Source organism: Promicromonospora umidemergens (genome assembly GCF_024171995.1).
In the GTDB taxonomy this organism is placed as follows: Bacteria; Actinomycetota; Actinomycetes; order Actinomycetales; family Cellulomonadaceae; genus Promicromonospora; species Promicromonospora umidemergens.
Genome location: NZ_JAMTCT010000023.1, coordinates 1 through 26,555 on the forward strand (window position 1 = coordinate 1; position 26,555 = coordinate 26,555).

General features: G+C 71.0%; 17 protein-coding genes. 1 reads left to right on the forward strand and 16 read right to left on the reverse strand.

Annotation, left to right across the window (positions count from 1 at the left end; genetic code table 11):
* Nucleotides 1-11: 11 nt before the first annotated feature.
* The gene (locus APR04_RS25170; protein ID WP_253869256.1) at nt 12-302 is read right to left on the reverse strand and encodes a WXG100 family type VII secretion target; all 291 of its coding nucleotides are present in this window, start codon (nt 300-302) and stop codon (nt 12-14) included.
* Nucleotides 303-521: 219 nt separating this feature from the next.
* Here APR04_RS25170 and APR04_RS25175 point away from each other — a divergent pair, with 219 nt between their 5' ends.
* Nucleotides 522-779: a hypothetical protein gene (locus APR04_RS25175; protein ID WP_253875950.1), complete on the forward strand. Its 258-nt coding sequence runs from the start codon at nt 522-524 to the stop codon at nt 777-779.
* Nucleotides 780-797: 18 nt separating this feature from the next.
* Here the strand turns inward: APR04_RS25175 and APR04_RS25180 are convergent, their stop codons facing one another.
* From APR04_RS25180 to APR04_RS25250, 15 genes are all read right to left on the reverse strand, one after another.
* Nucleotides 798-1,463, reverse strand: coding sequence for a hypothetical protein (locus tag APR04_RS25180; RefSeq protein WP_253875953.1), 666 nt, complete (start codon nt 1,461-1,463; stop codon nt 798-800).
* Nucleotides 1,460-2,095 carry a hypothetical protein gene (locus APR04_RS25185; RefSeq protein ID WP_253875956.1) on the reverse strand — a complete coding sequence of 212 codons (636 nt, stop codon included), beginning with the start codon at nt 2,093-2,095 and terminating at the stop codon, nt 1,460-1,462. The genes APR04_RS25180 and APR04_RS25185 overlap by 4 nt, the downstream gene beginning before the upstream one ends.
* A complete protein-coding gene (locus tag APR04_RS25190) occupies nt 2,092-3,555 on the reverse strand; it encodes a hypothetical protein (RefSeq protein WP_253875958.1) in 1,464 nt (487 codons plus the stop codon). The genes APR04_RS25185 and APR04_RS25190 overlap by 4 nt, the downstream gene beginning before the upstream one ends.
* A 15-nt stretch (nt 3,556-3,570) precedes the next feature.
* Entirely contained in the window at nt 3,571-3,870 is a 300-nt protein-coding gene (locus tag APR04_RS25195; RefSeq protein WP_253875961.1) for a hypothetical protein, read from the reverse strand.
* A 135-nt stretch (nt 3,871-4,005) separates the two neighbouring features.
* The gene (locus APR04_RS25200) at nt 4,006-8,484 is read right to left on the reverse strand and encodes a type VII secretion EssC family protein (RefSeq protein ID WP_253875964.1); all 4,479 of its coding nucleotides are present in this window, start codon (nt 8,482-8,484) and stop codon (nt 4,006-4,008) included.
* A gap of 12 nt (nt 8,485-8,496) precedes the next feature.
* On the reverse strand, nt 8,497-8,751 hold the full coding sequence (locus APR04_RS25205; protein WP_253875967.1) for a hypothetical protein: 255 nt from the start codon (nt 8,749-8,751) through the stop codon (nt 8,497-8,499).
* Complete coding sequence (locus tag APR04_RS25210; RefSeq protein WP_253875970.1) at nt 8,748-9,464, reverse strand: hypothetical protein; 717 nt, start codon at nt 9,462-9,464, stop codon at nt 8,748-8,750. Before APR04_RS25210 ends, APR04_RS25205 begins: the two co-directional genes overlap by 4 nt.
* Nucleotides 9,465-9,521: 57 nt before the next feature.
* A complete protein-coding gene (locus APR04_RS25215) occupies nt 9,522-11,165 on the reverse strand; it encodes a serine/threonine protein kinase (RefSeq protein ID WP_253875972.1) in 1,644 nt (547 codons plus the stop codon).
* Nucleotides 11,166-11,229: 64 nt separating this feature from the next.
* Nucleotides 11,230-13,053, reverse strand: coding sequence for an FHA domain-containing protein (locus APR04_RS25220; protein WP_253875975.1), 1,824 nt, complete (start codon nt 13,051-13,053; stop codon nt 11,230-11,232).
* Between the two features lie 91 nt (nt 13,054-13,144).
* On the reverse strand, nt 13,145-13,951 hold the full coding sequence (locus tag APR04_RS25225; protein WP_253875978.1) for a PP2C family protein-serine/threonine phosphatase: 807 nt from the start codon (nt 13,949-13,951) through the stop codon (nt 13,145-13,147).
* The gene (locus APR04_RS25230; protein ID WP_253875980.1) at nt 13,948-15,561 is read right to left on the reverse strand and encodes an RDD family protein; all 1,614 of its coding nucleotides are present in this window, start codon (nt 15,559-15,561) and stop codon (nt 13,948-13,950) included. The genes APR04_RS25225 and APR04_RS25230 overlap by 4 nt, the downstream gene beginning before the upstream one ends.
* Nucleotides 15,558-18,032: a transglutaminase TgpA family protein gene (locus tag APR04_RS25235; RefSeq protein WP_253875983.1), complete on the reverse strand. Its 2,475-nt coding sequence runs from the start codon at nt 18,030-18,032 to the stop codon at nt 15,558-15,560. The genes APR04_RS25230 and APR04_RS25235 overlap by 4 nt, the downstream gene beginning before the upstream one ends.
* Nucleotides 18,029-19,372, reverse strand: coding sequence for a DUF58 domain-containing protein (locus tag APR04_RS25240; protein ID WP_253875986.1), 1,344 nt, complete (start codon nt 19,370-19,372; stop codon nt 18,029-18,031). The genes APR04_RS25235 and APR04_RS25240 overlap by 4 nt, the downstream gene beginning before the upstream one ends.
* Nucleotides 19,369-20,343 (reverse strand): AAA family ATPase, encoded by a 975-nt coding sequence (locus APR04_RS25245; RefSeq protein ID WP_253875987.1) that lies wholly within the window; start codon nt 20,341-20,343, stop codon nt 19,369-19,371. The genes APR04_RS25240 and APR04_RS25245 overlap by 4 nt, the downstream gene beginning before the upstream one ends.
* Before the next feature lie 105 nt (nt 20,344-20,448).
* Entirely contained in the window at nt 20,449-26,493 is a 6,045-nt protein-coding gene (locus APR04_RS25250; protein WP_253875989.1) for an Ig-like domain-containing protein, read from the reverse strand.
* Nucleotides 26,494-26,555: the final 62 nt, after the last annotated feature.

Genomic DNA, 26,555 nt, shown 5'->3' on the forward strand with positions numbered 1-26,555 from the left:
CGCGCTGGTTCTCAGATGCCGGCAGCGAGCTGCGAGTCGGCGTCCTGCAGCGTCGTAGCGGCCTGCTCCAGGAACGAGGCCATACCCTCGATACCCTCGATGGCCTGCTTCGCGCCCGTCGTGAACTCCTCGTACGACTGCTGGAACTTGCCCGACGCCTGGTCCGTCTGGAAACCAGACGCCACCAGGTTGTTCACCTGAGACGACAGGTTCGTCAGCGTGTCCATGACCTGCGACTGACCGTTACGCAGCTGACCGGCAGTACCCCGGAGCTCCTCGTACGTCACGTTCATGTTTGCCATGAAGTTTCCCCTTCTCAGATCCCGGCCGGCCCCCACGGCCGATCCGACTACCCAGACCCTAACGGCCACCGACCCACCGGTCGATGGGTACAGCTACCCATCGACCTTCGCGAACGGAAACACCGTCGAGGCGGCTGCACGAGGCCCCGCCGACCGCTAGGTTCGTCGGGCGCGGGGCACCAGCCGGAGCACGCGAGCCGCACGACAGGAGCAGACGACATGAACAAGAAGCAGGACGCAGCGAACGCCGCAGTCAACCGTTCCGCACGACCGGCGATGTACGCCTTTGTCGCCGCCATAGTGCTCTGCGTGGTCGGGGTGGTACTGGTCGGTACGGCACCTGACCTCTTCGCCGCGCTCGGAGGCTGGGTCACCGTCATCGTGATCCTGTTCCTCATCGCCGTCCTGGCCGGCCTCGCCATCGTGCGGAGCACGAACCGGAACGCCGACCGCACGGGCGACGGGCCCGACGCCTGACCGGTAGCCGCACAGGCCTCAGACGGAGCTGGTCGCCTCCACCGGAAGGCTCGGTACGTCGCCCGACGCCTCGTCGTCGTCCAGGTACTGGATCGAGTCGACGATCTCGTCGAAGAGCACGGCGAACGGTTCGGCCGACGGGATGTCCGAGACGTTCACGCGGACGAAGAGCATCTTCGCGGGATCGAGCGGATGCGGCATGTGGTACTCGAGGCGCATCGTGAGCACCTCGACCGCTTCCTCGCCCTCGCCGGCCTGCCCCTGTGTCATCTCGACGGCGCGAGCCGCCGGCCGGCCGTTGCGCTGCACCGCGACCTCGGCCTCCGGGAAGGCCAGCCGCAGCGCCCCGGCGTGGTCGCCGTCGGCCACCAGCGGGAGGGTCGCCTCCGGCCAGTCCTCGTCGACCATCAGCAGCGCTGCGGGGAACGGAACTCCCGGCGCGATCTCGAGCGACATGAGATAGGTGTGCACACCGATCGACGCGGCGTCCCGCGCGGTGCCGAACACCTCCTCCACGGCCTGCCGCCGCATGCGGGCGAGCCGGTCCGCCGGACCCACCTGGTCCCGGACCATGCGCTTGATGAAGGCCGCAGCCCGCTCCGGATCGTCCAGGGGGATGCTGACCCACGTCCCGGGCACGATCACACGCACCACGCCACCCAGCACCTTCACGTCCTGCGTCATGCTGCCTCCAGCTCCACGGCCAGTCCCGCGAGCAGGCCCAGCATCTCCTGCGGCATGTCATCGAACGTGCCGACACTGCGGGCGATCGCGGTCAGCTCGACCATGTCCGCACATCCGGCGGGGAAGACGCCGAGCACCACGCGCTCTTCCAGGACCGCGGTGCCCTCGATGCCCAGATCACCGAAGTGGCTGATCATCGAGTGCATCCCGGTCACCTCACCCGCATCGGACGTGCCGTCGACCCGGCCGGCGAACGCGAAGTCGTGCTCCTCGGAGTTCTCGACGATCGACGCCAGCTGCGCAGCGAAGGCGTCGTGAGCGAGGTCCTGCTGGGCCGCCACCGTGACCATGGCGTCGACGGTGCCGAGCTCGGGGTGGCGCACGAGGACGGCGGTCTGCAGGCCACCGATCCGCGTGTCGACGACCGCCTTGCCGACGTCGGCGAGCTGTTCGGCCAGGACGCCCGTCGCGTCGGCCGTCATCACGTCCGAACGCTCTGGCGTCGCCGCTTCCGCGACCAAGGACTCGGCCGTCGCGCGCGCCCAGCCGTCGATCTCGCCGGGCACCTCCGTCGGCACGACGTGCCAGGACTCGGGCAGGCGCAGCTCGAAGCCCGCGATCCGGTGGCTCACCACTTGCCCGCCACGTAACCGTTGTTGCCCGTGACATCGCTGACGCCGGTGACCGCGTTGTTGATGTTGCCGGGCAGGCCGATGATCTTGCCCCACTCGCCGCCCGCCGGACCTGTGGCCATGGAGGCGCCGTCGCCGTAGATGCCCCAGCCGTCACCGCCGGAGATGCTGTTGCCGAGCTTGACCGCACCGTTGGTCAGGTTGGCGCCCTGGACGAAGACGGCGCCGACCGTCGCGATGCTCTGAGCGTTGCTCGTGGCCCGGTCGATCCGGAGCCCGGTCTGGCTGAAGTGCGTCATCATGTCCACGACGTCGTCGTTGCCCACGGCGAACCGCGCGGCGCCGTCCTTGTACGGCATGGGGAACTTGGCACCCTGCCAGGACTTGAACGCGTTCTTGTACAGGCCGTTCTTGACCATTCCGGCCACGGCCTTGTCGCCGGCGCCCCGGACGAACGGGGACTTGAGCACCTCGGTGACCCGCTGTCCCTTGGTCATGGCCATCGTCTTGCGCGAGGTCTTGAGCAGTGCCTTGCCGAACCGGGCCTTGGCAGCGGTGTTGCTCATCCGGCCGGCGGTCGACACGACCGAGCGCGCCTTGGCGTACTTCGCGAACGAGCCGATCGCCTTGCCACCGAAGAGGCCGAGGACGCCGAGCCCCACGCCGGCCAGCATCGCACCGAAGCCGATCTCGCCCCGCGAGAACTTCACGATGTTCTCGACGATCGCGATGATCGAGCCGATGGCGGCGAGCACCAGCAGGACCTGGCCGAGGATCGGCACCCAGGACAGGAAGATCGCCAGGATGCCCGCGATGTCGCAGACGATCTTGAAGACCTTGTAGATGCCCTTGACGACGTTCTTGAACTTGTCCCAGCCGCTGTCCTTGAGGCCGTTGACCTTGTCTCCCGTCACGACCTCCTCGATCTTCGAGACGGCGCTGCGAGCGGCGGTGTCCTTGTCGCCGTGGCCGCCGTTCCACTCCGTCTCGGCCTGGGTGATCTGGCCCTGCAGGGTGCTCACCGCGTTGTTCGCGTTGGTCTGCGCCCGGTTCGCATCGGTCTTGTCGTCGTCGCTCGCGTCCTTCGGCAGGTCGTCGACGCCGTTCTCCGCGCTCTGCGCGGTGGCCTGCGCCGTCTCGAGGTCTGCCCGGAGGGTCTTGAGCCGTGCGGCGGCGGGGTCTGCCTCGTCCTTCGCGGACCGCAGCGCGGCACCGTACGTCGTCAGCGCCTCGCCGGTGTAGGAGTAGCGGTCCTTCGCCTTCTCGATGTCCTCGCGGACCTCGCCGGCGAGCTTACGAGTCTTCTCCATCGACTTGGCCGTCGTGTTGGTGTCGTCGACGATCTGCTGGAGCGTCGTCACCGACCGGGTGATGGCCTCCGCGAGCTCGGTGTACGACCGCCCCTTCGCCTGGACGGTGCCGGGCTCACCGTCGAGCTCCTCCCACTGCGTGTCGCTCATCGTTGTTGCTCTCCCCTACTTCGCTGCCGCGTCTTCGAGCGCCTTGCCGAGCTCGTTGTCGATCTGTTTGAACGTGTCCGCGATCTGACCGATGATGTCGGACAGCTTCTTGACGTTCTCGAGCATCTCGCCGCGCTTGATCTCCCACTTGTCCGCGAACTCGTTCACGCGGTCACGCAGCTCGTCATGGCCGGTCGCGTCGGCAGCCGCCTGCGCGTTGCCGTCGGCGTTCTCCAGCTCGCTGGTGATGGTCTTGAGATCTTCCTTGAGCGTGGTGAGCTGATCCATGTCGATCGAGAGATCGTAGCCAGCCATCGTTCATCCTGCTTTCTCGCGTCAGGTCTCACGTCTGGCAGAACCGTACCCGCGCGGCCGACGAAGCGGCCATGGGTAGCACTCCCCATGGCCGCTCCGCCGACCGCGCGCCGGTCAGCCGTCAGAGGTCGCCGGTCAGCCGTCCGTCCCGAGCACGAGCGGCACCTGCACCCGCAGGCTCTTCCCCCGCGCGATCCAGGCACCGCGCCCGGGCGGGAACTCGCCCTTCGCGGCACGCGGGAGCGTGGTCTTGAGGATCGTGTCGCCGTCCATGTTCTCCGGCTGCAGCAGCAGACCGCGGCGCCCGCTCTTGACCTCCGAGAGCAGCGGCCAGGTAGCGCCCCACGACCCCGTCTCGGCCTCGGCCACCAGCAGGTGGTCCGACTTCTTGATGGCCTTGGTGAGGTCCTGGATCGGCTTGTCGGCCGGGGTCTGCAGGTACTCGTTGATGCCCTCGATCATGACGACGACGCCGGGTGCGGTGTCCTCGTCCTGCACGGCGGCGAGCAGGTCCTTCGCCATCTCGGCGACCTTGTCCACGCCGGTCGCGACGTCGGCCCAGGCGATCTCGCCCGCGATCGCCGACCGCGACTGCCCGAACAGGTAGAGCCGCGCGCCCGGGTTGGCCCGCTGGACCGCCCGTGCGATGTGCACCAGCGCGTTCGAGCGGCCGGCCCCCGGGGGACCCGCCACGACGAGGGTGCCCGTCGGGTCGAAGGGCAGCGGCTCCAGCGCGATGTTGTCGAGGCCGATCACCGGCTGACCGTTCACCGACGGCGGCAGCTCCCGTGCCGAGTACTCGGCAGGCAGCACCTTGACCGCCGGTGCCGGGCGGACGCCCGCCCGTCGCATCGACTCGGCGAGCCGGTCGGTGGCGAGCGCCTGCTCCTGCACCGACTTGGTGCCACCGACCACGGCCACCTGGACCTCGAGGGAGTCGACGACGGCGCGCCCGCTGGGCGACGTCGGCGTGACGATGTCCCGCGGTGCGTTGAAGGCTAGATACCCGTCGTCGGTCATGCGCAGCAGGATGTTGCGCTGCACAAGGGACCGCACGTACGTGGGCACGGCACCCGACCGGTCGGCCGTGAAGATGACGTGGATGCCCAGCCCGCGCCCGTCGTTCAGGATGTCGCGGAACGCCTCGAACCACTCGGAACGTCCAGCGCCCACCTCGTAGTCGTCGCGGAAGTTGGCGAACCCGTCCACGAGCAGCAGGATGCGCGGCACGTCCTGACGGCCGGTCGCCTGGCGGTACTCCGTGACGCTCGCCGCGTTCACCGCTGCGAACGCCTCGCCACGGCGCAGCAGCTCGTCGCGCAGCATCCGCATCAGGCCCACCACCCGCTCGGTGTCGTCACCCTTCGCGATGGTGCCGACGTGCGGCAGGGACTCCAGCATGCGCAGCGCGCCGGCGGCGAAGTCCAGGCCGTACACGTGCACGGGGCCGCCACGCGGCGTGATGCCCGCGACCGCGGCGAGCGTGCGCAGCGTGGTCGACTTGCCGGAACCACCGGTGCCGTAGACGCCGAGGTGGCCGTCCTGGTCCGGGTGGAAGTACTGCGGTGCCTGCGCCTGACGCTCCGGGATGTCGGCCACGCCGATGAGGAGCTCCGTGTCCGTGCGCTGGTACAGACGGGTGAGGTCGTAGACGTCGGCGAGCGAGTCCAGCCACGGGCGGCGCGGGATCGGGAGGCGGCCGCGCTCGAACGCCTCCTGGACCCGAGCGACCAGACGCTGCTGGTCGTTGGGTCCGAGGTCCTTCTCCTCGACCGAGGCGTCGGACTCGACGACCGGCTCCTCCCACTTCTCCTCGCGACCGAAGTGCAGGCGCGCGACCTCCACCTTGGCGTGCTCGGGCGCCCGCGTGCTCCACGCACCGGCGTAGCCGGACTGGAAGGCCTGCACGCGACCCGGTCCGGTCTTGACGAGCCCGCGGCCAGGGATCGACGGGTCGACGAACGCGGCGTCCTTCACGTCGACGACGTCGGAGGAGTCCGACTCGTCGGCCATGCGGAGCGCCACGCGCATGTTCGTGTTGGCGCGCAGGTTGTCCTTGATGACGCCGGCCGGGCGCTGGGTGGCCATGATCAGGTGGATACCGAGCGAACGGCCACGCTGGGCGACGTCGACGACGCCGTCCACGAACTCGGGGACGTCGCCAACGAGGGCCGCGAACTCGTCGATCACGATGACCAGCGCGGGCGGGGTCTCCGGGTCGCCGCGCTTCTCGAGCTCGAGGAGGTCCTTCGCCTTCTTGCGGTTGAAGAGGTGCTCCCGGTAGTGCAGCTCGGCCCGCAGGCTCGTGATGGCGCGCAGCACGAGGTGCGGCGACAGGTCGGTCACGAGGCCCACGCAGTGCGGCAGCTGGACGCAGTCGGCGAAGGCCGAACCGCCCTTGTAGTCCACGAACAGGAACGTCACGCGGTCGGGGCTGTACTCAGCGGCCATCGCGAGCACCCAGGCCTGGAGGAACTCCGACTTGCCGGCACCGGTGGTACCACCGACCAGGGCGTGCGGTCCCTGGCTGCGCAGGTCGAGGTGCTGGGCGTCCACACCGGCCGAGCCGACGATCGCCCGCAGGGAACCGGGACGCTTGCGCTGCACACCGTGGCCCGTGCGGTCGTAGACCGACAGGTTCTGGCGCCAGCGCTCCATCACGGCGTCAGGGTTCTCGAACAGGTCGTGGCCCAACAGCGCAGGCATCGTGATCGAGCGCGGCAGGTCGGAGGCGTCCTCGACGATCGCGCCGGCGTCGAACACGGGGGCCAGGCGGCGGCCGTACTCCAGCGCCGTCTTGCCCTCCACCTCCTCCAGCACGATGTCGTCGACCCAGCGGCCCAGACGCACCATGCCGACGCGCGGGCCCTCCTGGCCCACCTCCACGAACGTGCGGCACGCGGCGGGCAGGCCCGACGTGTCCGCGGAGATCCACAGCGGGTAGACGCCCGCGTCGGCGCCCATCTCGGCGAGCTGGATGAGGCGTGCGCGATCCACGTCGATGTCGTCCGAGATGACCACGATCACCGCGGGAACAGGGGACTTGGTGCCGGTGTCGGCCTTGCTCTTGTCACCGATCTCGCCGCCGCGCTCCAGGGCGGCGGCGTCCTCGGCGATGGCGCCACGGCGCTGCCCCCCGCGGGCCGCCTTCAGGCGCGTGGAGATGAGCTCCTCGAGCTGCGCCAGCAGTCGCTGCGCACCCGAGGCGGAGTCCGCCAGGTGGTGGCCCTCGACCGGGCTGTGGGCCGACGACGTGTGCGGGATCCAGGTGAGCCACTGCAGGTGCTGGGTCCACACGGGGCTGACGATGCTCGTCACGACCAGCTCTGCGGGCGAGTGCAGGCCGGTGAGCTGCAGGAGCACGGCGTTGAGCGAGCCGACGACGCGGGCCGGCGGGCCGGCGAAGCCGAGCGCACCGGCGTCGTACAGGTTCTCGACGACGGGAACGCCGTCGACGTCCTTGTACTGGTCCACCAGCTTGTCGAGTACGTCCTGGTACTCCTTCATCAGCTGGCCCTTGCCGCCGGACTTCACGCTGTTGCGCGACGGCATGGTGCCGAGACCGAAGCGGACGTTGAGGAAGCCCCAGTGCTCCGGACGGCGGGTCCACAGCAGGGGGCCGTGCCGCATCGCCTCGACGTAGACGTGCTGGGTGGCCGGCGCCTCCCGGAGGCGGACCGAGCGCTCGGTCTCCTTCTCCTCCTTGAGGACCTCCCGCAGCGAGGACAGCCGCTCCTCGAACCGCGCGACGTCCCGCTCCAGGCGCTTGCGCTTCTGCCGCTTCTGCGTGACGTGGTTGCCGATCATCATCAGCGGCGCCATCAGCACGAACAGGAGCGACATGGGCCGCTGCGTCGCGACGAACATGGCGCCACCCATGAGGACCGGGGCCAGCAGCGCGAGGAACGGGAACTCCGACGGCTCGGTCTCCTTCGGCGCCTCCGGGGACTCGAACTCCTCGCCCTTGTAGCGCGCCTCGACCCGCGGCGACCGCGTGAACGCGACCGGGCCGGCCTTTGGCGTGACACCCGTGATGGTGCTCGGCCGACGGCTCTCGATCGTGACGGTGGTGTCGCCGAGCACCACGCGCTGCGAGCCCTCGATGCGCAGGCGCTGCACGTGCGCGCCGTCCACCAGGATGCCGTTCGCGGAACCCAGGTCGACGACCTCGACGTCGTCCGACACGTCGAGCCGGAGGTGCTGCTTCGACACCATCGAGTCGTCGACCACGACGTCGCACTCCTGCGAGCGGCCCAGCACCCACGAACCCTCCGTGAGCTCGACGGTACCGCCGCCCTCGATGCGGACGGCCGCGCGGACGGCGTCCGACCCCGGGTAGTCGAAGCCCGGCATGGCCTGCTCCACCGAGGCCACGAAGGCCCCTGACCCGATCCACGCCTCACCGAGCGCCGCGTCCGCGGGCAGCCGGACCGGCCGGTCCTGGCCCGGGAGCTGCGCCTCCAGCGTGCGGGACCGCCCCTGGGCGCCGGGCGCCGTCGGGTCCACCCTGGCGATCGTGTCGGCGATCTCGCCGATCCGAGCACCAGCGTCCGCAGTGACCACTACATCGTCGTGGCTACCGTCCGAACGTACGAGCGTCACCTTGACGCGCATGAATCCTCCCCATCACTTCTTCTTGTTCTGGGGGCCGCCGACGACGGCGCCCACCATCCCACCGACCACGGCACCACCGGCCGCGATCAGCCACGTGGACCCCGTCATGAGGACGCGCCAGAGAGCGCGCCAGGGGTCCAGGAAGTCACCTGTACCGGTGCCGGTGAACAGCACCGTGCCAAAAACTACGAGCACCCAGACGATCAGCCCGCCGCCGATGGCTCCCGCCACCACGAGCTCGGGCCGGCTGCGCGCGGGTCTGCTCATGCCGTCGCCACTTTGCCGGTCTCTGTCTCGTCAAGGAGCGGCAGGTCCGACTGGGTCACCAGGCGCGAAGCCACCGCGTACTCGACGAGCCGCGCGCGCCGGTTGGTCGCCAGCGCGCCGGGACCGCCACGCAGTCCCTTCACGCCGATCCGGTCGAGCTTCTCGCACACGTTGTCGAGCTTGCGGTTGAACCGCGTGCCCGCCCAGCCGAGCCGGCGCGCGGCCGACGCCGACGAGGGGATCTCGCTCAGCCCCGTGCCCTCGCGGCGCAGCATGGGCTCGGCGAGCGCCACGATGAGCTGCTTCTGGCTCTTCGTGAAGCTGATCGCCCCGATCGTCGTGGCGCCGGAGCCGTCATCGTCCTCGGACCGGATCTCGTGGTACGGCGCGTTGTCGAGCTGGGCGGTGATCTCGTACGTCGTGGGTCCGGCCGTGAACACTATCGACGTCGTGGGGAACACCATGGGCAGGCGGTTTCCCGGCGGGAGCCAGGACTGCACGCCGCCTCCGGCGTCGCACACGGTCGCGGAGATGAGCGACCCGACGTTGCACAGCCACCAGATGCCGTCCTCGTGCACGATGCGCAGGAAGCGGCGGTGCAGGTAGGGGTTGTCGTCGATCGCGAGGTCGCCCTCGCGGCCGATGTCGAAGGTCGCGTCCTCCTCGGACGGCCGAAACCACTCGCCGGCGAACTCGATCGCAAGGCCGTTCATCCACTCACCTCCCCGTGCCAGGTCCGAGCGGATGCGCTCGGAGCTACCGTTGTCTGCTCAGCCCTTCGCGGTGACGCAGCCGGCCTGCGCGCTCGACGCCTTGCTGGAGCGCACCACCACGATCTCCACGCAGGTCTCGCCCTTGAGCGGAACCGCAACGGTCGTACCGTTCGGCACCGGCTGGAACACGGGCTCGCCCGTCAGCTCCAGCACCCGGTAGGCATAGGTGTCACCCTCCTCCAGGGACTTGGGTGGCGTCCATGTAAACACCGCTTCCTCACCCTGCGCCTTGCCCTTGACCTCGCTCACGGGCGGTACGTAGCCGCCGGCCGGCGCGGGGGGCACGACGGCGGAGGTCGAGGCGGTCTGCTCGCCCTCCGGGTCGTCGCCGCCGCCCTGCGCGAGCGCCCAGGCGGACACTCCGACCACCGCCACGACCACCACGCCGACGACCAGCGCCCAGATACCGCGGCGCGGCTCCTCCTCGGCCTCTGCGGCCGGGGCCGGCGTGGCTGTCTCCGGTGCGAGCTGCCCGACGGCGCCCGGGGTCGCCTGGGTGCCCTGCGTCGCCTGGTCCGCCGAGCCGCGGTACACGGTGTCGTCAGAGGGCGCTGGCCTCAGGGCCGGCGCCTGCGTCGGCGCAGCGGGCGCAAAGGCGCCGGTCGCCGCGGCCTGCAGGGCGCCGCCCGAGCCGCCGGCCCCTGCCCTGCTCCCGCCCGGCCCGAACGCGCTCGGGCCGGCGGCACCGCTCGCGCCGGCCGGGTCGATGGTGACGACCTGGCGCAGCCGGGTGCCGTCGGCCTCTGCCTCGTCCTCCTGCATGGCGCCGGACTCGTCCAGCAGGTCGATGGGGGTGACGTCGCGGGACAGCTCGACCTGGACCTTCTGCAGCTCGCGCGCGAAGGCCAGCACGGTCGGGTACCGCGAGGAGGACAGCTTCGACATCGCGATGCGCAGCACGCGCTCCAGCGACGGCGTGACGTCGCTACGGCTCACCGGCGGCAGCTCGTCCTGCTCGATGCGGCGCACGAGGTCGGCGGACGTGTTCGAGCCGCCCGGCGTCTCGAACGGGGTGCGTCCGGCCAGCAGCGTGTAGCAGGTCGCGGCCAGGGCCCACACGTCGGTCGCGATGCCGGACATCGGCGGGTCGCCGAACGACTCCGGCGGGGACCACGGGATCGACATGCCTTCGGCCGCCGCCGCCTCGTCGACCGTCGACGAGATGCCGAAGTCGGTCAGCGCCGGGTGCCCGAACTGCGTCACCAGGATGTTCGAGGGCTTCAGGTCACGGTGCAGGATGCCCAGCCGGTGGGCCGTCTCGACGGCGCCCGCGATCTGGATGGTGATGCGCAGAGCCTCGGCCACCGAGAACCGCTCCGACCGGTAGCGCGCACCCAGGTTCGGGCGCGAGCAGTACTCCATGGCCAGGTACGGACGACCGTCGTTCGCGACGCCCGCCTCGTACATCGTGACGATCGACGGGTGGTTGCCCAGCGTCGCCATCAGGTCCGCCTCGGCGTCGAACGCCGCGCGCTGCGTCGCGCTCGACCACTCCTTGAGCAGCACCTTCACCGCGATCTGCCGACGCGGCCGCTGCTGCTCGTACAGGAACACGTCCGAGAAACCGCCCGACCCGATGAGCTTGCGGTACTCGAAGCCCTCGATCTCGGGTGGCGGGGACGGCTTCCTCTTGCTGCTCACACTGCTCCTTCGTCGGTGGTCCAGCCTGCGGTCGAGCCTGCGGTGATCGAGCCGGTCGAGGCCCTCACCAGATGCCCTCGAACGTGAGGGTCACGCCGTCACCCAGGTCGACGACGTCGCCGTCGGACACGTGCTCCTTCTCGTTCGGGTGCAGGCGTCGCGCGGGCTGGCCCGGCCGCAGCAGCGTCGTCCCGTTCGTGGTGGCCAGGTCGGTCACGAGCACGTGCCAGTCCTCGAGGGAGATCGCGGTGTGGGACCGCGAGATGTCCTGCTGGGGGCTGGAGACCGTGACGAGGCGCGGCATCTGGTCCGCCGAGGTGTTGTTGGTGCGGGGCCGCCGGCCCACGATCACCGCCCGGTCCAGCTCGACCACCTGGCCGCCACGCACCCCCGCCGCGCCGGCCGTCGCGGCCCCTGACGTCACGACCATGCGGCCCAGCGAGGGGCGCGCGGCCAGCTCGGCCTCCGCCGACAGCGCGCTGCCGCACTCCCGGCAGTTCTCGCGGGCGGTCGGGTTGGCGTGGCCGTTCTCGCACGTCACCGCAAGGATCCGGGGCGCGTTCGGGTTGGCGGGCGCGGAGAACTTCGGCGCCGACGGCGCGGACGCGGCCGCCTTGAGGTCCGCGATCGCGGACGACATCACCGTGTGACCGTCGTGGTCGTCGTCGGCAGCTTCGGCCTCCCCGCCGACGGCCGCCGCGCGGTGCGCGGCGGCCGGCGTGGCGCCGGGCCAGCCGGGCACGCCGGAGATCGGGGCACCGGAGATCATGCCGTCCGGCCCGGGATCAGCGGTGTCCGGCAGTGCGGTGTCCGGCAGCGCGGGAGCCGGGACGGGCGGGGCCGGCGGGGGCGGCGGTACCGCGGGTGCCGCGCCCGACGCCGGGGCGGGCTCGTCCTCCCCCTCCTCCTCGCTCTCCGGCCGCACTGCGGCTGCCTCGACACCGTGGGCGACGGTGGCACCCCACAGGTGCATGTAGTCGTCCTCGTCCGGGGCCTCCTCCTGGGCGACCTCCGCCTCGGGCGCGGGCGACGGCGCCTCGCCGCCGATCTCCCCGTCGGGCGCGAAGGTCTCCTCGGACGCCGGGACCATGGTGACCGTGCCCATCGCGGCGACGGTGGCGGAACCGGGCTCGACCGGCACCTCGGCGGCTGAGCCTCCGGTCTCGACCGGTGTCCCGGAGGCCGAGCCTGTCGACACCAGGGGCTCGACAGCTGTCCGGGAGGCTGAACCTGTCGGCACCAGGGGCTCGACCAGCGGCGAGACGGACCCTGCCGACGGCGCGGACTCGATCAGCGACGAGACGGGTCCTGCCGGCGGTGCCGACTCGATCAGCGACGAGGCAGGCTCGCCCGACCACTCGACCACCGGCCCGGCCGGCTCGACCACCTGGTGGCGCACCACGCCCGCCAGGACCACGCCCGACTCGACGGGCAGGCCCTCCGCGAAGCTGCCGAAGCCCGACACTCCCGTCGCCACCTCGACCGCGGTGACGCCGTCGACCACGCGCTCGGTCCACGAGATCACACCTGCGCCCGACACGGTCTGGGACTCGTCCCCGGTCTCGATGGTCACGGTCAGCCCGTCGCCGCGGGCCACCACGTGCGCACTGGCGGGCTTACCCGTGCCGGCTCCCGTGAGCACCACGACCGCGAACGGCGGAACTCCCTTGAGCCCGCCCACCGCGGACGTCGTCAGCGTGCCGAGGACCTCCGCGACCCCCGCGCCCGGTGTCGCGAGGTCTGCCCAGAGGCCCGCGGCCGGGTCCGCCTCGTCCGCTCCGGTCCCTTCGCCGGGCAGCACGACGACGGCGTCGCCGCGCACGATGACGCGCGCCTTCCCCGTCGTGTACCGGATCCCGGTTCGCTGTCCAGCGTCCGAGGTGCTCATGGTCGCCTCCTAAGTGTGTTGCTCTGCTCGTGTCCCGCCCCTGCCCACAGCCCTGCGTCAGCCTCTGTCGCCCGTCGCGACCCTGCCCGGCTCAGTCACGCGGCAGGGTGTCCTCGTCCGCGAACCCACCCCGCGGCGAGGTGCTCGTGCCCGCCGTCTCGTGCGCCACGCCCGTCGCGTCCACCACGATGACCGTGATGTTGTCCCGGCCACCCGCGGTGATCGCTGCCTCGACCAGCCGCCCAGCGGCCACCTGCGGATCGGGGTGGCCCAGCATGATCTCGGTGATCCGCGCGTCGTCGAGCTCACCCGTCAGCCCGTCCGAGCAGACCAGGATCCGGTCGTGCGCGCCGATCGGGATGTACCGGAAGTCGGCTCGCGCCTCGTCCCGCCCGCCCAGCGCACGTGTGATCACGTGTCGGCGCGGATGGTCCCGCGCCTCCTCGGCGGTCAGCGTACCCGCGTCGACCATCTCCTGGACCTCGGAGTGGTCGACGCTCACCTGGTCCAGCACACCGCTGGAGAGCAGGTAGGTGCGGGAGTCGCCCACGTTCACGAACAGCCAGTACGGCGCGTCGTCGAGGTATGCGACCACGGCGCCGGTGAGCGTCGTGCCGGCGCCGCGGCCCAGACCGGAGGTGTCGATGGCCCGGACCCGCTCCTGCGCCGTCTCGAGCAGCGCCTCCACGTGGTGCGGCTCCACGCGCTCGATGTCAGACAGCGGGCGCAGCGCGTCCAGCGCCGTCGCGCTCGCGACCTCGCCTGCCGCGTGCCCGCCCATGCCGTCGGCCACGAAGAAGGCGCCGCCGCCGGCGAAGTAGCCGTCCTCGTTGAGCTGCCGGCGCAGCCCCCGGTCGGAGGCAGCGCCCCAGGCGAGCGTCAGCGCCTCCTCGTTCATGCGGAGGCCTGCGGGTGCACGACGACGCGCCGGTCACCCACGTGGATCGTCGACCCCACCGGCACCCGGACCCGGGCGCCCGGCTCGGCCACGCGCGGCGGCAGACCGGGCGCCGAGACCACCGTGCCGTTCGTGGAACCGCGGTCGGTCAGCCACAGGCCTGCGGTGTCCACGCCCAGCTCGGCGTGCGTCTTGGACACCGACCGGGTCGGGTCCTCCACCTTGATCAGGATCCAGCCCGACGGGTCGGGGGCCTGCGGATTGCGGCCGACGAGCGCCTTGGTGTCGACGACGTAGCGCTCGCCGCTCTCCACCTCCAGCACCACCGTCGTCACGGGCGCGGGGGTGAGCGGACGGCTCATGTGGGTGCGCGTCATGTCGACCGGCGCCGAGTCACGCTGCTCCGGCTCCGGCCGCTGCACATGCTGGACCGGCTGCACGTGCTGGACCGGCTGCACCGGCTGGGCCGGCATCGGAGCACGCTGCGTCAGGTCCGGCTGCGCGGGCTGCCGCACCTGCGCGGAAGGTGCGACGGGCGGCGTCTGCTGGACCGGCTGCTGCCGCACGGGCGGCTGCGCCGGCTGGCCCGGATGCGGCGTGCCGCCGGAGCCCGGGTGCGGTCGGCGGACCGTCGCGGGCTCCTCCTGCGGGGGCAGTGCCTGCGTCGGGGCACCGGGCGCCTGGCCGGGGATCCCGGTGATCACACCCGCGCCGCCGCGGTTCGCCGAGGAGCTCGGGAACGCCCACGGGTCCTGGGCCGGCGCGGCAGGCTGGGCCTGCTGGGCCTGCTGGGCCTGCTGGGCCTGCTGGGCCTGCTGGGCCGGGACTCCGTTGGCAGCGCCGGTCCACATCTGCGAGGTGCCCGCTGGTGCCTGCGTGGCAGGCCCCGCGGCCGGCCTCGCGGCATTACCCGTCGTCGACCTGGTGGCCGTCGCCGCAGCGGCGCCCGCAGGAGCGCCGGCAGGGGCGCCGGCGACGTCGGACGCCATGAGCACTACCGCGCGGCCGAGCTTGTCGTGCCAGCCCTGCCGCTTGCCCCGACCGTCGAACGCCGGGGACACGAGCACCAGGATCTGGCCGACCAGGCACGCCAGGGCGCCGAGCCCCACGATGAGCCAGCGCAGGAACGCCCGGCCGAACCCGATCGGGTCGTGCGCGACGGCGTCGACCGTGCGGATCTTGCAGACGAGGTTGCCGATCGTCTTGCCGGTCTTGCCCTCCCATGCGGAGACGCCGAGCCAGTAGCCCAGCGCGAGCAGGCCGCTGATCAGCTGCGGCACCGTCATCGCCGAGGCGATGGCCTCTGGCGACATGAGCAGTGCACCGGTGCCGCCCGCGCTGGCGAGCCCGATCATGAGGATGACCCAGGCCACGACCCCGATCACCGCGGCGTCCAGGAGCGCGGCGAGGAACCGGCGGCCGGTGCCCGCGTACGCGACCGGTTCCGGCTGCACCGCGGAGACGCCTATCCGCGTGTGCGAGAGCGACTCCGGCACCGTGGTCCCGACATCACTTGTCTGGGCGCGCGGGAACGGGCGCCCGCACACGCTGCAGTACGGGATGCCCCCGTCCTGTGCAGACCCGCATCCAGCACAGACCACGTCCGTCATCGACTCTCCTTCGTCCGACGGGACCCGAGCGCCCCGAGCGCCGCGAAGATCCCGCGGCGACCACCGATTCGTGCCCAGACGGAGCGGAGCGACAACGCTGCCCGCACCCTCTGTCGCGTGCTCACGGTGGAGCGTAGCCCGCCCACCAGCTCGTCCACCTCTTTCCAGAACGCCTCGACGTCGGCAGCCGTCGGCTGCTCCCGTCCGAAGACCGTCGCGTCGGCGCGGTGCGCGAGCATGAGCGTCGACGGGACCTCGTGCGCCCCGGCGATCACACCGGCGCTCTCGCGCCTGGTCGCCCCGCGGGGAACGTTGGTCCCGAGGTCGGTCACGACGTCGACCACCTCGTGCCACCCGCCGCTTACCCGGTCTGCGAGCTGCTCCGCGCTCCGGCGCCGCGCCCGGCGTCGCGCCTTGTAGGCGAGGATCGCCACGATCGGACCGGCGATCAGCAGCAGCGGGATACCGACAGCGAGCAGGATCACGCCGAGCAGACCCCAGTCGAAGAGGTCGTTCTCGGCCTCGTCCTTCTCGTCGTCCTCGACGCTGCCCGCCTTCGCCTTGTCCGGCTCCTCCGGCGGCTCCGGGTCCTGCAGCACCGGCGGCTTCGGCACCTCCTGGCTCTTCGGCTCGGGCTGGATCTGCGGCTTCTCCTCGGGAACCGCGTCGACCGGCACCCAGCCGTAGCCCTCGAAGGGCACCTCGATCCAGGCGTGCACGTCGCTGCCGAGCACCGTCCAGGGCTCGCCCTCCTCGTACTCGCTGTCCTTGTCCGGGTAGAAGCCCATGACGACGCGGGCCGGGATGCCCGACTGGCGGGCCATGAGGGCGAGCGCGACGGCGAACTGCTCGTCGTCGCCGACCATCTTCTCTTCCTCGACGAGGGTGTCGATGCGCTCGGCCGAGTGGCCAGGGCGGGACGGCACCTCTCCGTCCAGGCCGCTGGACAGCACGCCTGACGCCTGCAGGGCGTCACGGATCAGGAACAGCTTGGTGGCCGGGTCGGTCTGCTCGCCCGTGAACTGCGTCGACTTGGCGGGCAGGCCCGGCGGCATCGCGCTCGCCTCGGTCTCCGGCAGGTCGGCCCCGAGGATCGTGCCCTTCTTGAGGGTTTCCTCGTCGGGGTTCTCCGTCACCAGCGTGCTCAGCCGGTACGTGTCGCCCCGTTTGATACCCGCCGTGGTGATGGCGGTGCGGGTCGTCGAGTTGTAGTAGGTCCCGTCCGTCTGCGCCTCAGCGTTCGCTCCGGTCCACTCCACACCGGTGAGACTCCCGATCTCCGGGACCCAGACACCGCTGTAACCCGTCACGGTGACGTCGATCGGCGTCGGGGTGCCCTCCTGCGAGGTCGCGATCTGCTCGCCGACGCGCGTGTAGACGCCGGTGTCGCCGCCCTCGCCGGACGCGTCGAACACCACGCCGTCGTACCGGTCGAGCGTCGCGAGCCGGATGCGGCCGTCCTCGGGCAGGTCACTGACCGTGAACTGCTCGTCCTCGCGGGCGTCCTTCGCGTAGTGCCGGAAGGCCACGAGCGGGCTGGTGAACTGGTGGACGTTCAGCGGCGGCACGATCGTCTCGCGCAGGACCGTGCGGGGCTGGTCCGGCATGAGGATCGGCGCGGTGAAGCCGGCGGCCAGCGCCGCGACGCCCAGGATCATGGCGCCGCTGCGGACCCGGTACCAGCGGAGGCGGCGGGTGGCCTCACGGCTGGCCTCGGTGCTGATCGAGTGCGTGCCGACACGCGCCTCCATGACGCGCACCGCGCCCCAGAGGAGGGCGGCGATGGCGACCACGAGGCCCTGCACCACCGGCAGCGCGGCGTCGAGCGTGCCGAGGAGGATCACGCCGGCCAGGCCCGCGATGACCGGCACCACTGCCCACACCGCGTGCTTCGCACGCCAGGAGATGGTGCCGGCCGTCAGCGCGACGAGCAGCATGAGCAGGAACGGGACCACCGCGAGGTCGGGGAAGGACCGCATGGGCGGCACGGTGGTGACGAACTGCTTCCAGCCTTCGACGGAGCCGAGCAGGAGCTCGCGCAGCGTGTCGAGGGTCGGCACCACCCCTGCGACCGTCGTGTGCGGCAGCGCGAGCGCGCCACCGAACAGGAGGTACCCAAGGACGGCGAGCGCGGTCACCATCACGGCGGGGAAGCGGCGCCAGGCGCCCACCCAGGCCACCAGCAGGCCGACGACGGCACCGCCGGCCGTCGGCAGCACGTAGCCCAGCGAGCCCCAGACGGGCCCGAAGCCGACGGCGACGGCGCCGAGCATCACGCTCAGCGCCGCGACGTCGACCAGGGCGAACCAGGTCAGCGCCCGTGGACGTTCGGCCTCCTTGCGGCGCGTGGTGCCCCGGCCGGTGCCCGTGCCGTAGCCGGTCCGGGTGCCCCTGGTGCGGGACGACGGCCGGCCAGAGCCTGATCCACCCGCCCCGACCGGGACGTTCCCACGGGTGTTCTCGTCGCTCATCCGTCGCTCATCTTCTTCAGGGCAAGGGGCAGGTCTGCGAGCCGGCCCAGGGTGAGCACACCGAGCTCGGCGATGGCGTGCCGGCCGAGGGACGCGCCCGGGACGCACTGGATCGCCATGACCTGCACCCCTGCGGGGACACGGGCCGACGCCGAGCGGAGCTCGGTGGGCGTCACCCTGCTGCCGATCACGAACGCGATCACCGAGAAGTCCGCCGCGGCCATGGCGGCCGAACGGGCCAGGTCGACCAGCTTGGACTTGCGGGACTCGAGCTCGATCCGCGACAGGTCGTCCATGAGGCGCGTGCGGTGGTCACCGCGCAGCGAGGCCTCGTTGACCAGCACCGTGACGCCGCGGTCCTCCTTGATGGCCTGCAGGCCCAGGGAGCCGCACACGCTCACCGCGAGCTCGAACTCCTCGTCGTTCGCGTAGTCCTCGGCGCGCGTGGACAGCAGCACCGCGAGGTGCGAGCGGCGGGTCTCCTCGAACTGGCGCACCATGAGCTGGCCCGTGCGCGCCGTCGTCTTCCAGTGGATGTGCCGCCGGTCGTCGCCGGGCACGTAGTCACGCAGGGCGTGGAAGTTCACGTCCGAGTTCGTGATGTCGTTGGTGACCCGCCCCTCGAGGTCCTTCAGGAAGCCGGTCGACGAGCCCGTGAGGTTCTTGACGCGCGGGTGCACGAAGACCTCCTGCTCGTTCGTCCAGGTCATCTCGCGGCGGAGCAGGCCGAGCGGGTCAGCGCGAACGGACTTGACCGGACCGACGGTGATCACGCTGCGGCGCCGGGTCGGGATGGTGAAGATCTCCTCGTGCGACCCACCGCGGGGCAGGCGCGGCACGGGGAACGCTGCGGTGCCGGTACCGACGGGAAGCTCCATCACCGAGGGAAGCAGCGCGCGGCTCGACCCGTTGCGCACGTCGAGCCGCCCGACGGCGCGGTCACCGACCGTCACGCGCGCCTGCGCCAGGTCCAGCACGACGTCGTACTTGAACCGGCCCAGCACGAACACGATGGCGCAGACGAGCGTCACGGTGAGCACGATCGCCGCGACGAGCACCTCGAGCCAGCCGAGCATCAGCCCGGCCACCCACGCACCGGCGGCCGTGAGCGTCACCGCGATGCCGAACGTGCTGAACGTGCGGCGGACAGGCGTGAGCACGCGCCCGACCGCCGCCGCCCGCGAACGGACGGCGGCGGTGAGGGTCACCCAGCCGCGCTGACCACGCAGCACCTGCGCGCGGCCGCCGGCCACTACCCCGCCGAGGCCGCGCGGCTTCTCCTGCCGCTTCCCGTACGCGGTGCCCGACGCCCCGCCGGACGAGATGCCCGTGGCCGTCATGCCGAAGCCCGCTCCTGCGGAGCCGCGACGTCGCTCATGATCCGGGCCAGGATGACGTCGGGGCGGGAGCCCGCGAACTCGGCCTCCGGGTCCAGCACGAAGCGGTGGCCCCAGACGGGCTGGGCCAGCTCCTTGATGTCGTCGGGCAGCACGTAGTTACGGCCGTGCGCGGCTGCCCACACCTTGGAGCAGCGCACCAGGGCCAGCGCACCACGGACCGACACGCCGACCCGCACCTCGGCCGCGTTGCGCGTCTCCTCGCTGAGCCGGCTGACGTACTCGAGCACCGCTGTGTCGGTGTGCACGGTCATGGCCAGGTCGGCCATCTCCGTGACGGCCTTGGTCGTGATGAGCGGCTGCAGCGCCAGGCTGCGGTCCTTCACCGAGGCGCCCGACAGGATCTCCACCGTCGACGCGTGGTCCGGGTACCCGACGGACGTCTTCATGAGGAAGCGGTCGAGCTGTGCCTCGGGCAGGCGGTAGGTACCGGCCTGCTCGATCGGGTTCTGGGTGGCGAGCACCATGAACGGGCGGCCGGTCTCGTGCGCGATCCCGTCGACGGTGACGCGGCCCTCCTCCATGACCTCCAGCAGCGCCGACTGCGTCTTCGGCGAGGCACGGTTGATCTCGTCCGCCAGGACGATGGAGTTGAAGATCGGGCCGGGGTGGAAGTCGAACTTGCCCGAGTTCTGGTCGTAGATCGTCACACCGGTGACATCGGACGGCAGCAGGTCCGGCGTGAACTGGATGCGGTTGTGCGTCCCCTGGACCGACGCCGCGATGGAGCGGGCGAGCATGGTCTTGCCCGTGCCGGGAGCGTCCTCCAGCAGCAGGTGGCCCTCGGCGAGCATGCAGGTGAGCGCCAGGCGGATCACCGGTGCCTTGCCAAGGACCGCCTGGCCGACGTTACCGACGAGCCGGTCGAAGGTCTGGGCGAACCAGGCCGCCTGCTCGGGGGTCATCGTGGTCATCTCGTGTTTCCCTACTGCTCGTTGCTGCTCGTCCGTCGGATGAAGTTGTGTCGCTGGTGGCGTGCCCGGCCGCCGGCGGCGCGGCGGCCGGGCACGCGGGCCGTCCTACCATCTCCGCGCCTCGTACCGGACGCCGTCGATCCGCACGGCGACGTCCGTATTCGGGTAGCCGTAGAAGCAGTTCAGCTGGAAGGTGCCGCTGTCACCCACGGCGCCGAAGTTCACGCTCTGGCTGGAGTCGGGCGTCAGGATGTTGTGCCAGCCCGACTCGTCGGGGTTCGTGCCCGACCAGCACTCGACGGAGTGGTTGCCGGGCTCGAAGTCCGACCAGTTGACCCTGAAGAAGGCGCACGAGGAGTGTTCGCACTGATTGTTGTTCACACTCGAGCCGTGGGAGACATAAGCGCTCGGATTCGGCTTGGCGGCCGAGGTCCCGCTCGCACAGTCGGAGGCCTTCTGCCCCTCGGTGTCCGTGACCTCGACGCACGCCTCTTTCGTGTCGCTGTAGCCGGCCGAGGCAGTCTCGCTGCCGCTCGTGGCGCTGCTGGTGATCGCGCCCGTGACCCGGACCGATCGGATGGCACGGCCGTTGGTCTCGGTGCCGTCCCAGGAGAAGCTGACCTGCTGGTTCCCACCGTCCGCCGAGATGGTCGGCGTCGGCACCGGGCCGTACGGGACCACCGCGTTGGAGGAAGCGGTCCAGGGGGAGCACTCGCCGCTGTTGCAGGCACGGACCCGGAACGTGTAGGACGTCCCGTTGTTCAGGCCGCTAAAGGTGGTCGACGTATCGTTCCCGGTGTTCTTGAGCGTCCCGTCGCTGGCCTGAACCTCGTGGTAGCCGCCGGTACCGCGGTAGTCCGAGGTCCCACTCCACTCGACGTCGGCCTGCCCGCTGGTGTTGGTACCGAGAGACGCCTCGGGCGTCCCCGGGATGACGGGCTCCCCGTACGGCTCCACCGCGTTCGAGAAGGGGCTCGCCGGTCCGTCGCCTGCCTTGTTCGTCGCCCGGACCCGGAACGTGTACGTCGACTTGTTCGAGAGCTCCTGGACCGGCTGCGTGGTCTCGGCGGTGTTGATGGACTTGACGAGCTCGCCACCCGTGTAGACGCCCAGCCAGTACTCGTCGATGGCGTCGCCGTTGTTCGCCGGGGCGTTCCAGTTCACGATGATCTGGCCGCCGGCGGCGGTCTCCACCCGCTTGGCGGTCGGCGCTGCCGGCGCCGCGGGAGGCGCGGCCGGCGTCTCCGGTACGGACGGGTCGCTCCAGTCGGACGGGTCGGGAGCGTCGTTCTTCGCCTGCACGCTGACCGTGTAGGCGGTGCCGTTCTGGAGCCCGTCCCAGACCGTCTGGCCACCCTCGAGGCAGGTCTTCTGGGTCGGGCCATCATTCGGGGGCGGGCTGATCTCGAGGTTGACGCACTCGATCGGCGACCGGTCGGTGTAGGCCCGGTTCTTCCACGTGACCGTGAGCTCGCTGTCGCCGAACTCCAGCGACGGCGGCGCGGGCTTGTCGGGCTTCTCGTCCGGCCGGGCCTCGCGGGACGCCGGGGACGGGTCCGACTCGCCCACGTCGTTGGTGGCAGTCACCGTGAAGGTGTACTTCACGTTGTTCTGCAGCCCGTCGAACGTGCACGTGGTCGTGGAGCACTCGTGCTCCTGGCCGGTGTTCGTCTTGAGCGTGTACGCCGTGATGTCCGAGCCGTTGTTGTTCGGCTGGTCCCAGGTCAGGACCACGGTCTCCGACCGCACCTCCTCGACCCGCGGCGCGCGCGGCGCTTCTGGCTTGCCGAGCACGGTGAGCTTCGCGATGCCGTCGACCTCGCGGTCCGGGTCCTTCGTGGCGTCCTGCACGCGGTAGCGCACGAGCATCGCACCGGTGAAGTCCTCGGCGGGCGTCACCACGAGCTGGTTGCCGCTGTACGACGCCGTGCCGGCGCCGGTGTCGACCGTCGGGGTGCCCGACAGCGTGAGCTCGTCCTCGGGGAACGGGTTGGTGTCGTTGGCGAGCACCGGCACGGTCGTCGCCTCGCCCTGGTGCGCGTCTCGCACCACGTCCTCGGTCGTCTGCACCAGCGGCCGGGTGGACGCCATGACCTCGACGGTCAGCTTGGTCCGGACGGGCCGGTTCAGCCCGTCGGACACCGTCACGGGCAGCTCCCGGAAGGTGCCCTTCGAGACCGACTTCTCGGCCTGGCCGGTCACCGTCGCGCCCGAGACCGACGTGGAGATACCGTCGCCGGCCGTGACGTCGAATTCCAGCGGGTCCTTGTCCGGGTCCGTGACGTACCGCGAGAGGTCGACGGTCGCCTCCTCGCCGGCCGCGACCTGCAGCACGGGCGTGCCGGTGACCTTCGGCGGCAGGTTCTTCGCCGGGGTCACGTCGATCGGCAGCGTCAGCACGGCGGTGAGCCCCTCGGCGTCGTCCGGCCCGTCACCGTCGGTGACCTCGAAGCTGACGGAGGCCGCCCCCGCGTAGTCCTTGACCGACGTGTACACCACGGTGTCGTGGTCGGTGGCGGAGACCGTGCCCTCGACCGCCTTGACCGTGTTCTCCTCGGTGATCCGCGGCTCGCGGTCCTCCCGGACCACCACGTACTTGGCGAGGTCGATGGTGAGCGGCTCGCCGCTCGTCGCCTTGAGCGGGCCCTGGCCCGGCTTCACGTGCGGCCGGGACTGGTCGCCCGGCACGCGCACGAACGCCTTGGCCTCCAGCCCGTCCATGTCGGTCACGGTGTAGGTGATGACCCGCGCGCGCTCGGTGAGCTGCACCTCGACCGAGCCCGACTCGGTGACCGTCACGCCCTCGAGCGACTCGTCGACGGCGACGCCGAGGTCGGCCGCCACGCCGTCCGGGTCCACGTCGTTGTCGAGCACCTTGACCGTCACGCTCGAGGCGCCCTCCACGTCGTCGGCCGTCACCACGTCGTCGTGCGCGACCGGGCGCAGCAGCGGCGCGTCCTGGTCGACGTTCACGGTGATGGCGCCGCTCGCGCGTGCCTTGAAGGTGTCCTGGACGCCGTAGTAGAAGGAGTAGGCCCCCTCGTCGCCCGGGGCCTCGACGACCACGTCGTCGTCGACGGCCCTTGGGTCGATGGAGTCGTTGCCCTCGAAGCCCTTGGCCACCAGACCGATCTGGTCGCCGTCGGGGTCCGAGTCGTTGTCGAGGGCGGCGACGGCCACCGTCCGGCCTGGGCGGACCGTCGTCTCGTCGTCGATCGCCTGCGGCTCCTGGTTGCTTGCGGGCGGCCTGGCGACACCCACCCGGACCGTGCCCTCCGCCGGGGCGCCGCGCGTGTCCATCACCTGGTAGGTGAACGTGTCGAGGCCGCTCGCGTCCTCCGCCGCCTGGTAGTCGATGAACCCGTCCACGATCGTGGCCCTGCCCTGGCTCGGCGCACCCGAGACGGAGCTCAGCGTCACGTAGTCGCCGTCCGGGTCGGTCCCGTCCAGCGGCAGCGGGATGCGGACGATGCCGCCGCTGAGCACGCGCGCCTCGACGTCGGGCAGCTGCGGGGCGCCGTTCTCCGGGGCGTCCACCACGTGGACGGTGATCTGCGCGGAGTCCTTCTGCCCGTTGCTGTCCTCCACCTCGTAGACCGCGTGATACGTCCCGGCCTCCTTGGCGGCACGGAATCGCACGCTGTCCTCGGAGACGAACGCCTCGCCCGCCTCCGCAGGAGGCGACTCCTGCAGCTCGTCGGTGATCGTCATCTCCAGGCCGTCCGGGTGCGTGTCGTTCTTCAGCACCGGGATGGTCACGACGTCACCCGCGTGGACGGTGGCCTCGTCCGGCCCCGCCTCCGGGGGCCGCAGCTGAGCCGGCGCCGGGATGGGCACCACGCGCAGCTGCCCCGCGACCGTGCCCGAGCCGTTGGCCACCTTGTAGCTCAGGACGACCGGCTCGTCGAGGCGCTTGATCTCGGAGACCTTCAGGATCTGGTGGTTCAGCACGGAAACGCTCACCGGGGCGTCCGACGGCACGTCGATGCCCTTGACCACGAGCACGCCGCCCGTCGGGTCGGTGTCGTTCGCCAGGACGTCCACCAGCGCGGTGCCGCCGGTCGGGAGCAGCACCTGGTCCGACACCGCCACCGGGGAGCGCGCCTCGTCGGCCGGGTCGGTGACGTCCACCCGCACCAGGCCCATCACCGGGGCGTTGGGCCCGTCGGTGATCTGGTAGATGACGTCGTGCGAGCCCACCTTGTCGCTCGTGAAATTGAACGAGCCGGCGGTCTGGTTCTGCTCGACCGTCGCGGAGGGCACCTCGGCGACGCTCGTCATGCGGATCTTGTCGCCGTTCGGGTCGAAGTCGTTCTGCAGCGGGTTCACGGTGACCGGCTCGCCGGCGAGCACGGTGACGTGGTCCTGCACAGGGACGGGCTTCACGTTGGTCGCCACGACGTCGACGATCAGCGTGCCCTCGACGAGCGTGTCCATCGCGTCCGACACCGTGACGTCCACGATCTTGTGGCCCGTCGCGGCGCCGCCGTCCCGGAACTCGATGGTGCCGTCCGGACGGAAGCGCACCTCGTCGCGCTTGTCGGCGGTGCTCGCGTTCGACAGGAACAGGTCGTCGCCGTCCGGGTCCTTGAAGTACGGCAGCACCTTGATGGTACCGAGCCCGTCCTGACCGACCTGCAGCACCGGCTTACCCGTCTGGGCGGGCGGGTTGTTCTCCTCGAGCGGCACCACCTTGACGTCCACCGAGGAGGTCGCCGTGCCGTTCTCGCGACCGTCGTCGACCTCGTAGTCGAAGCTGGTGGTACCTGTCGCGTCCGGCGGCACGTTCGCCTGCAGTGCCGCGCCGTTGAGCACCCGGTCGACGGTGATGTCGCCCTTCGCCTCGCCCTTGACGGACGCCGTCATGACGTCGCCGTCCCGGTCGAAGTCGTTGCCCAGCACGTTGAGGACGGTGGTGCGGCCGGGCCGCACCCCGAACCTGTCGGGCTTGGGCTCGGGCGGGCGGTTCGCCTGGTCGCGCTCGGCCACGAACTGGTCGACGTGCTCGGGCGTGGTGTCCTCCGACTCGGTCTTCTCGCCCTCCTCGTCCTCCGGCATCTTCAGGTCCCAGTCATCGACCTTCTCGAACTCGTCGGCGGCCATCCACAGGGAGCCGTCCGCGACGTCGTTCAGCACGATGACGTTCCGGTTCACGCGGTAGACGAGGGTCGCGGCGGCGTCGACGCCCTCGAGCACCTGGTCGACGTCGTTGTCCGGGCCGGGGCAGTCACGGACCACCTGGCCCGAGCCGGACCACGCCCCGTAGGTGCACCCGCTGAGCTGTACGGGCGCTGACGGGTTGCCGGACGACGTACGCGTGGTCGCCTCACCACCGTCCAGCGGCTGGGTGACCAGGCCCTTGGTCGTGGCGAGCGCCACGTTGGACGCGTCGTCGGAGGGCTGCTGGAGCATGCCCTGCGCGCCGTCCTCGATCTCCACCGTGTCGCCGCCGGGAAGCACCAGCGTCCCGGTCGACTCGTCCAGCACCACCGGCTCGTCGCCCACGGCGGAGGCCTGCACCTCGGCATCGGGCTTGACCGGGAGCTCCGACTCCTCGGGCTCCTCGGCGACCCCCTGGGTGCCGGTCGGGATCGTGTAGAGCTTGCCGTCGGACGGGACGGCGAGGAAGACGGTGCCCTCGTTGCTCACCGTGATCTCGCCGCCCAGGCCGGCCTTGAGGACCGGCTTCATCTCCTTCTCGTCGAACGCCACGGCGCCGTCGAACGGGATGACCCAGGTCCGGCCGGTCTCGTCGTCGTACACGGCGGTCGTGGCGCCGCCGGCCGCGACCTTCGCGCCCGCGGGAAACTTCATGGTGCCCTCGAGTGCCAGCAACGCCGGGTCGACCGGGCTGGCGGAGGAGTCGCCGCCGCTCTTCAGCAGCACGCGCTGCGCGCCCTGCTCCACGTCAAAGCTTGTCGAGTTGGCGAGCAGCGTGCCGTCGAGGGCCTTCGCCTCGTAGTTGAACCGTCCGAGCTTGCCCGACGCCGTCTGGGTCACCCAGACGCCGGAGTCGTTGAGCTCGACGTCCGCCGTCGCCTCACCTTCGTAGAGGAGCGCGAAGCCGAGGAGCCCCGCACCGAAGAGGGTCACCGCACCGATCGATGCAGCTGACCGGCGATTCTCGTACACGCGTGAGACAAAGCTCATGCGTCCTCCTCTTCATCACTCCACCGAAGTCTGTTCACCCGGACCGCACACACAGGCGCAAC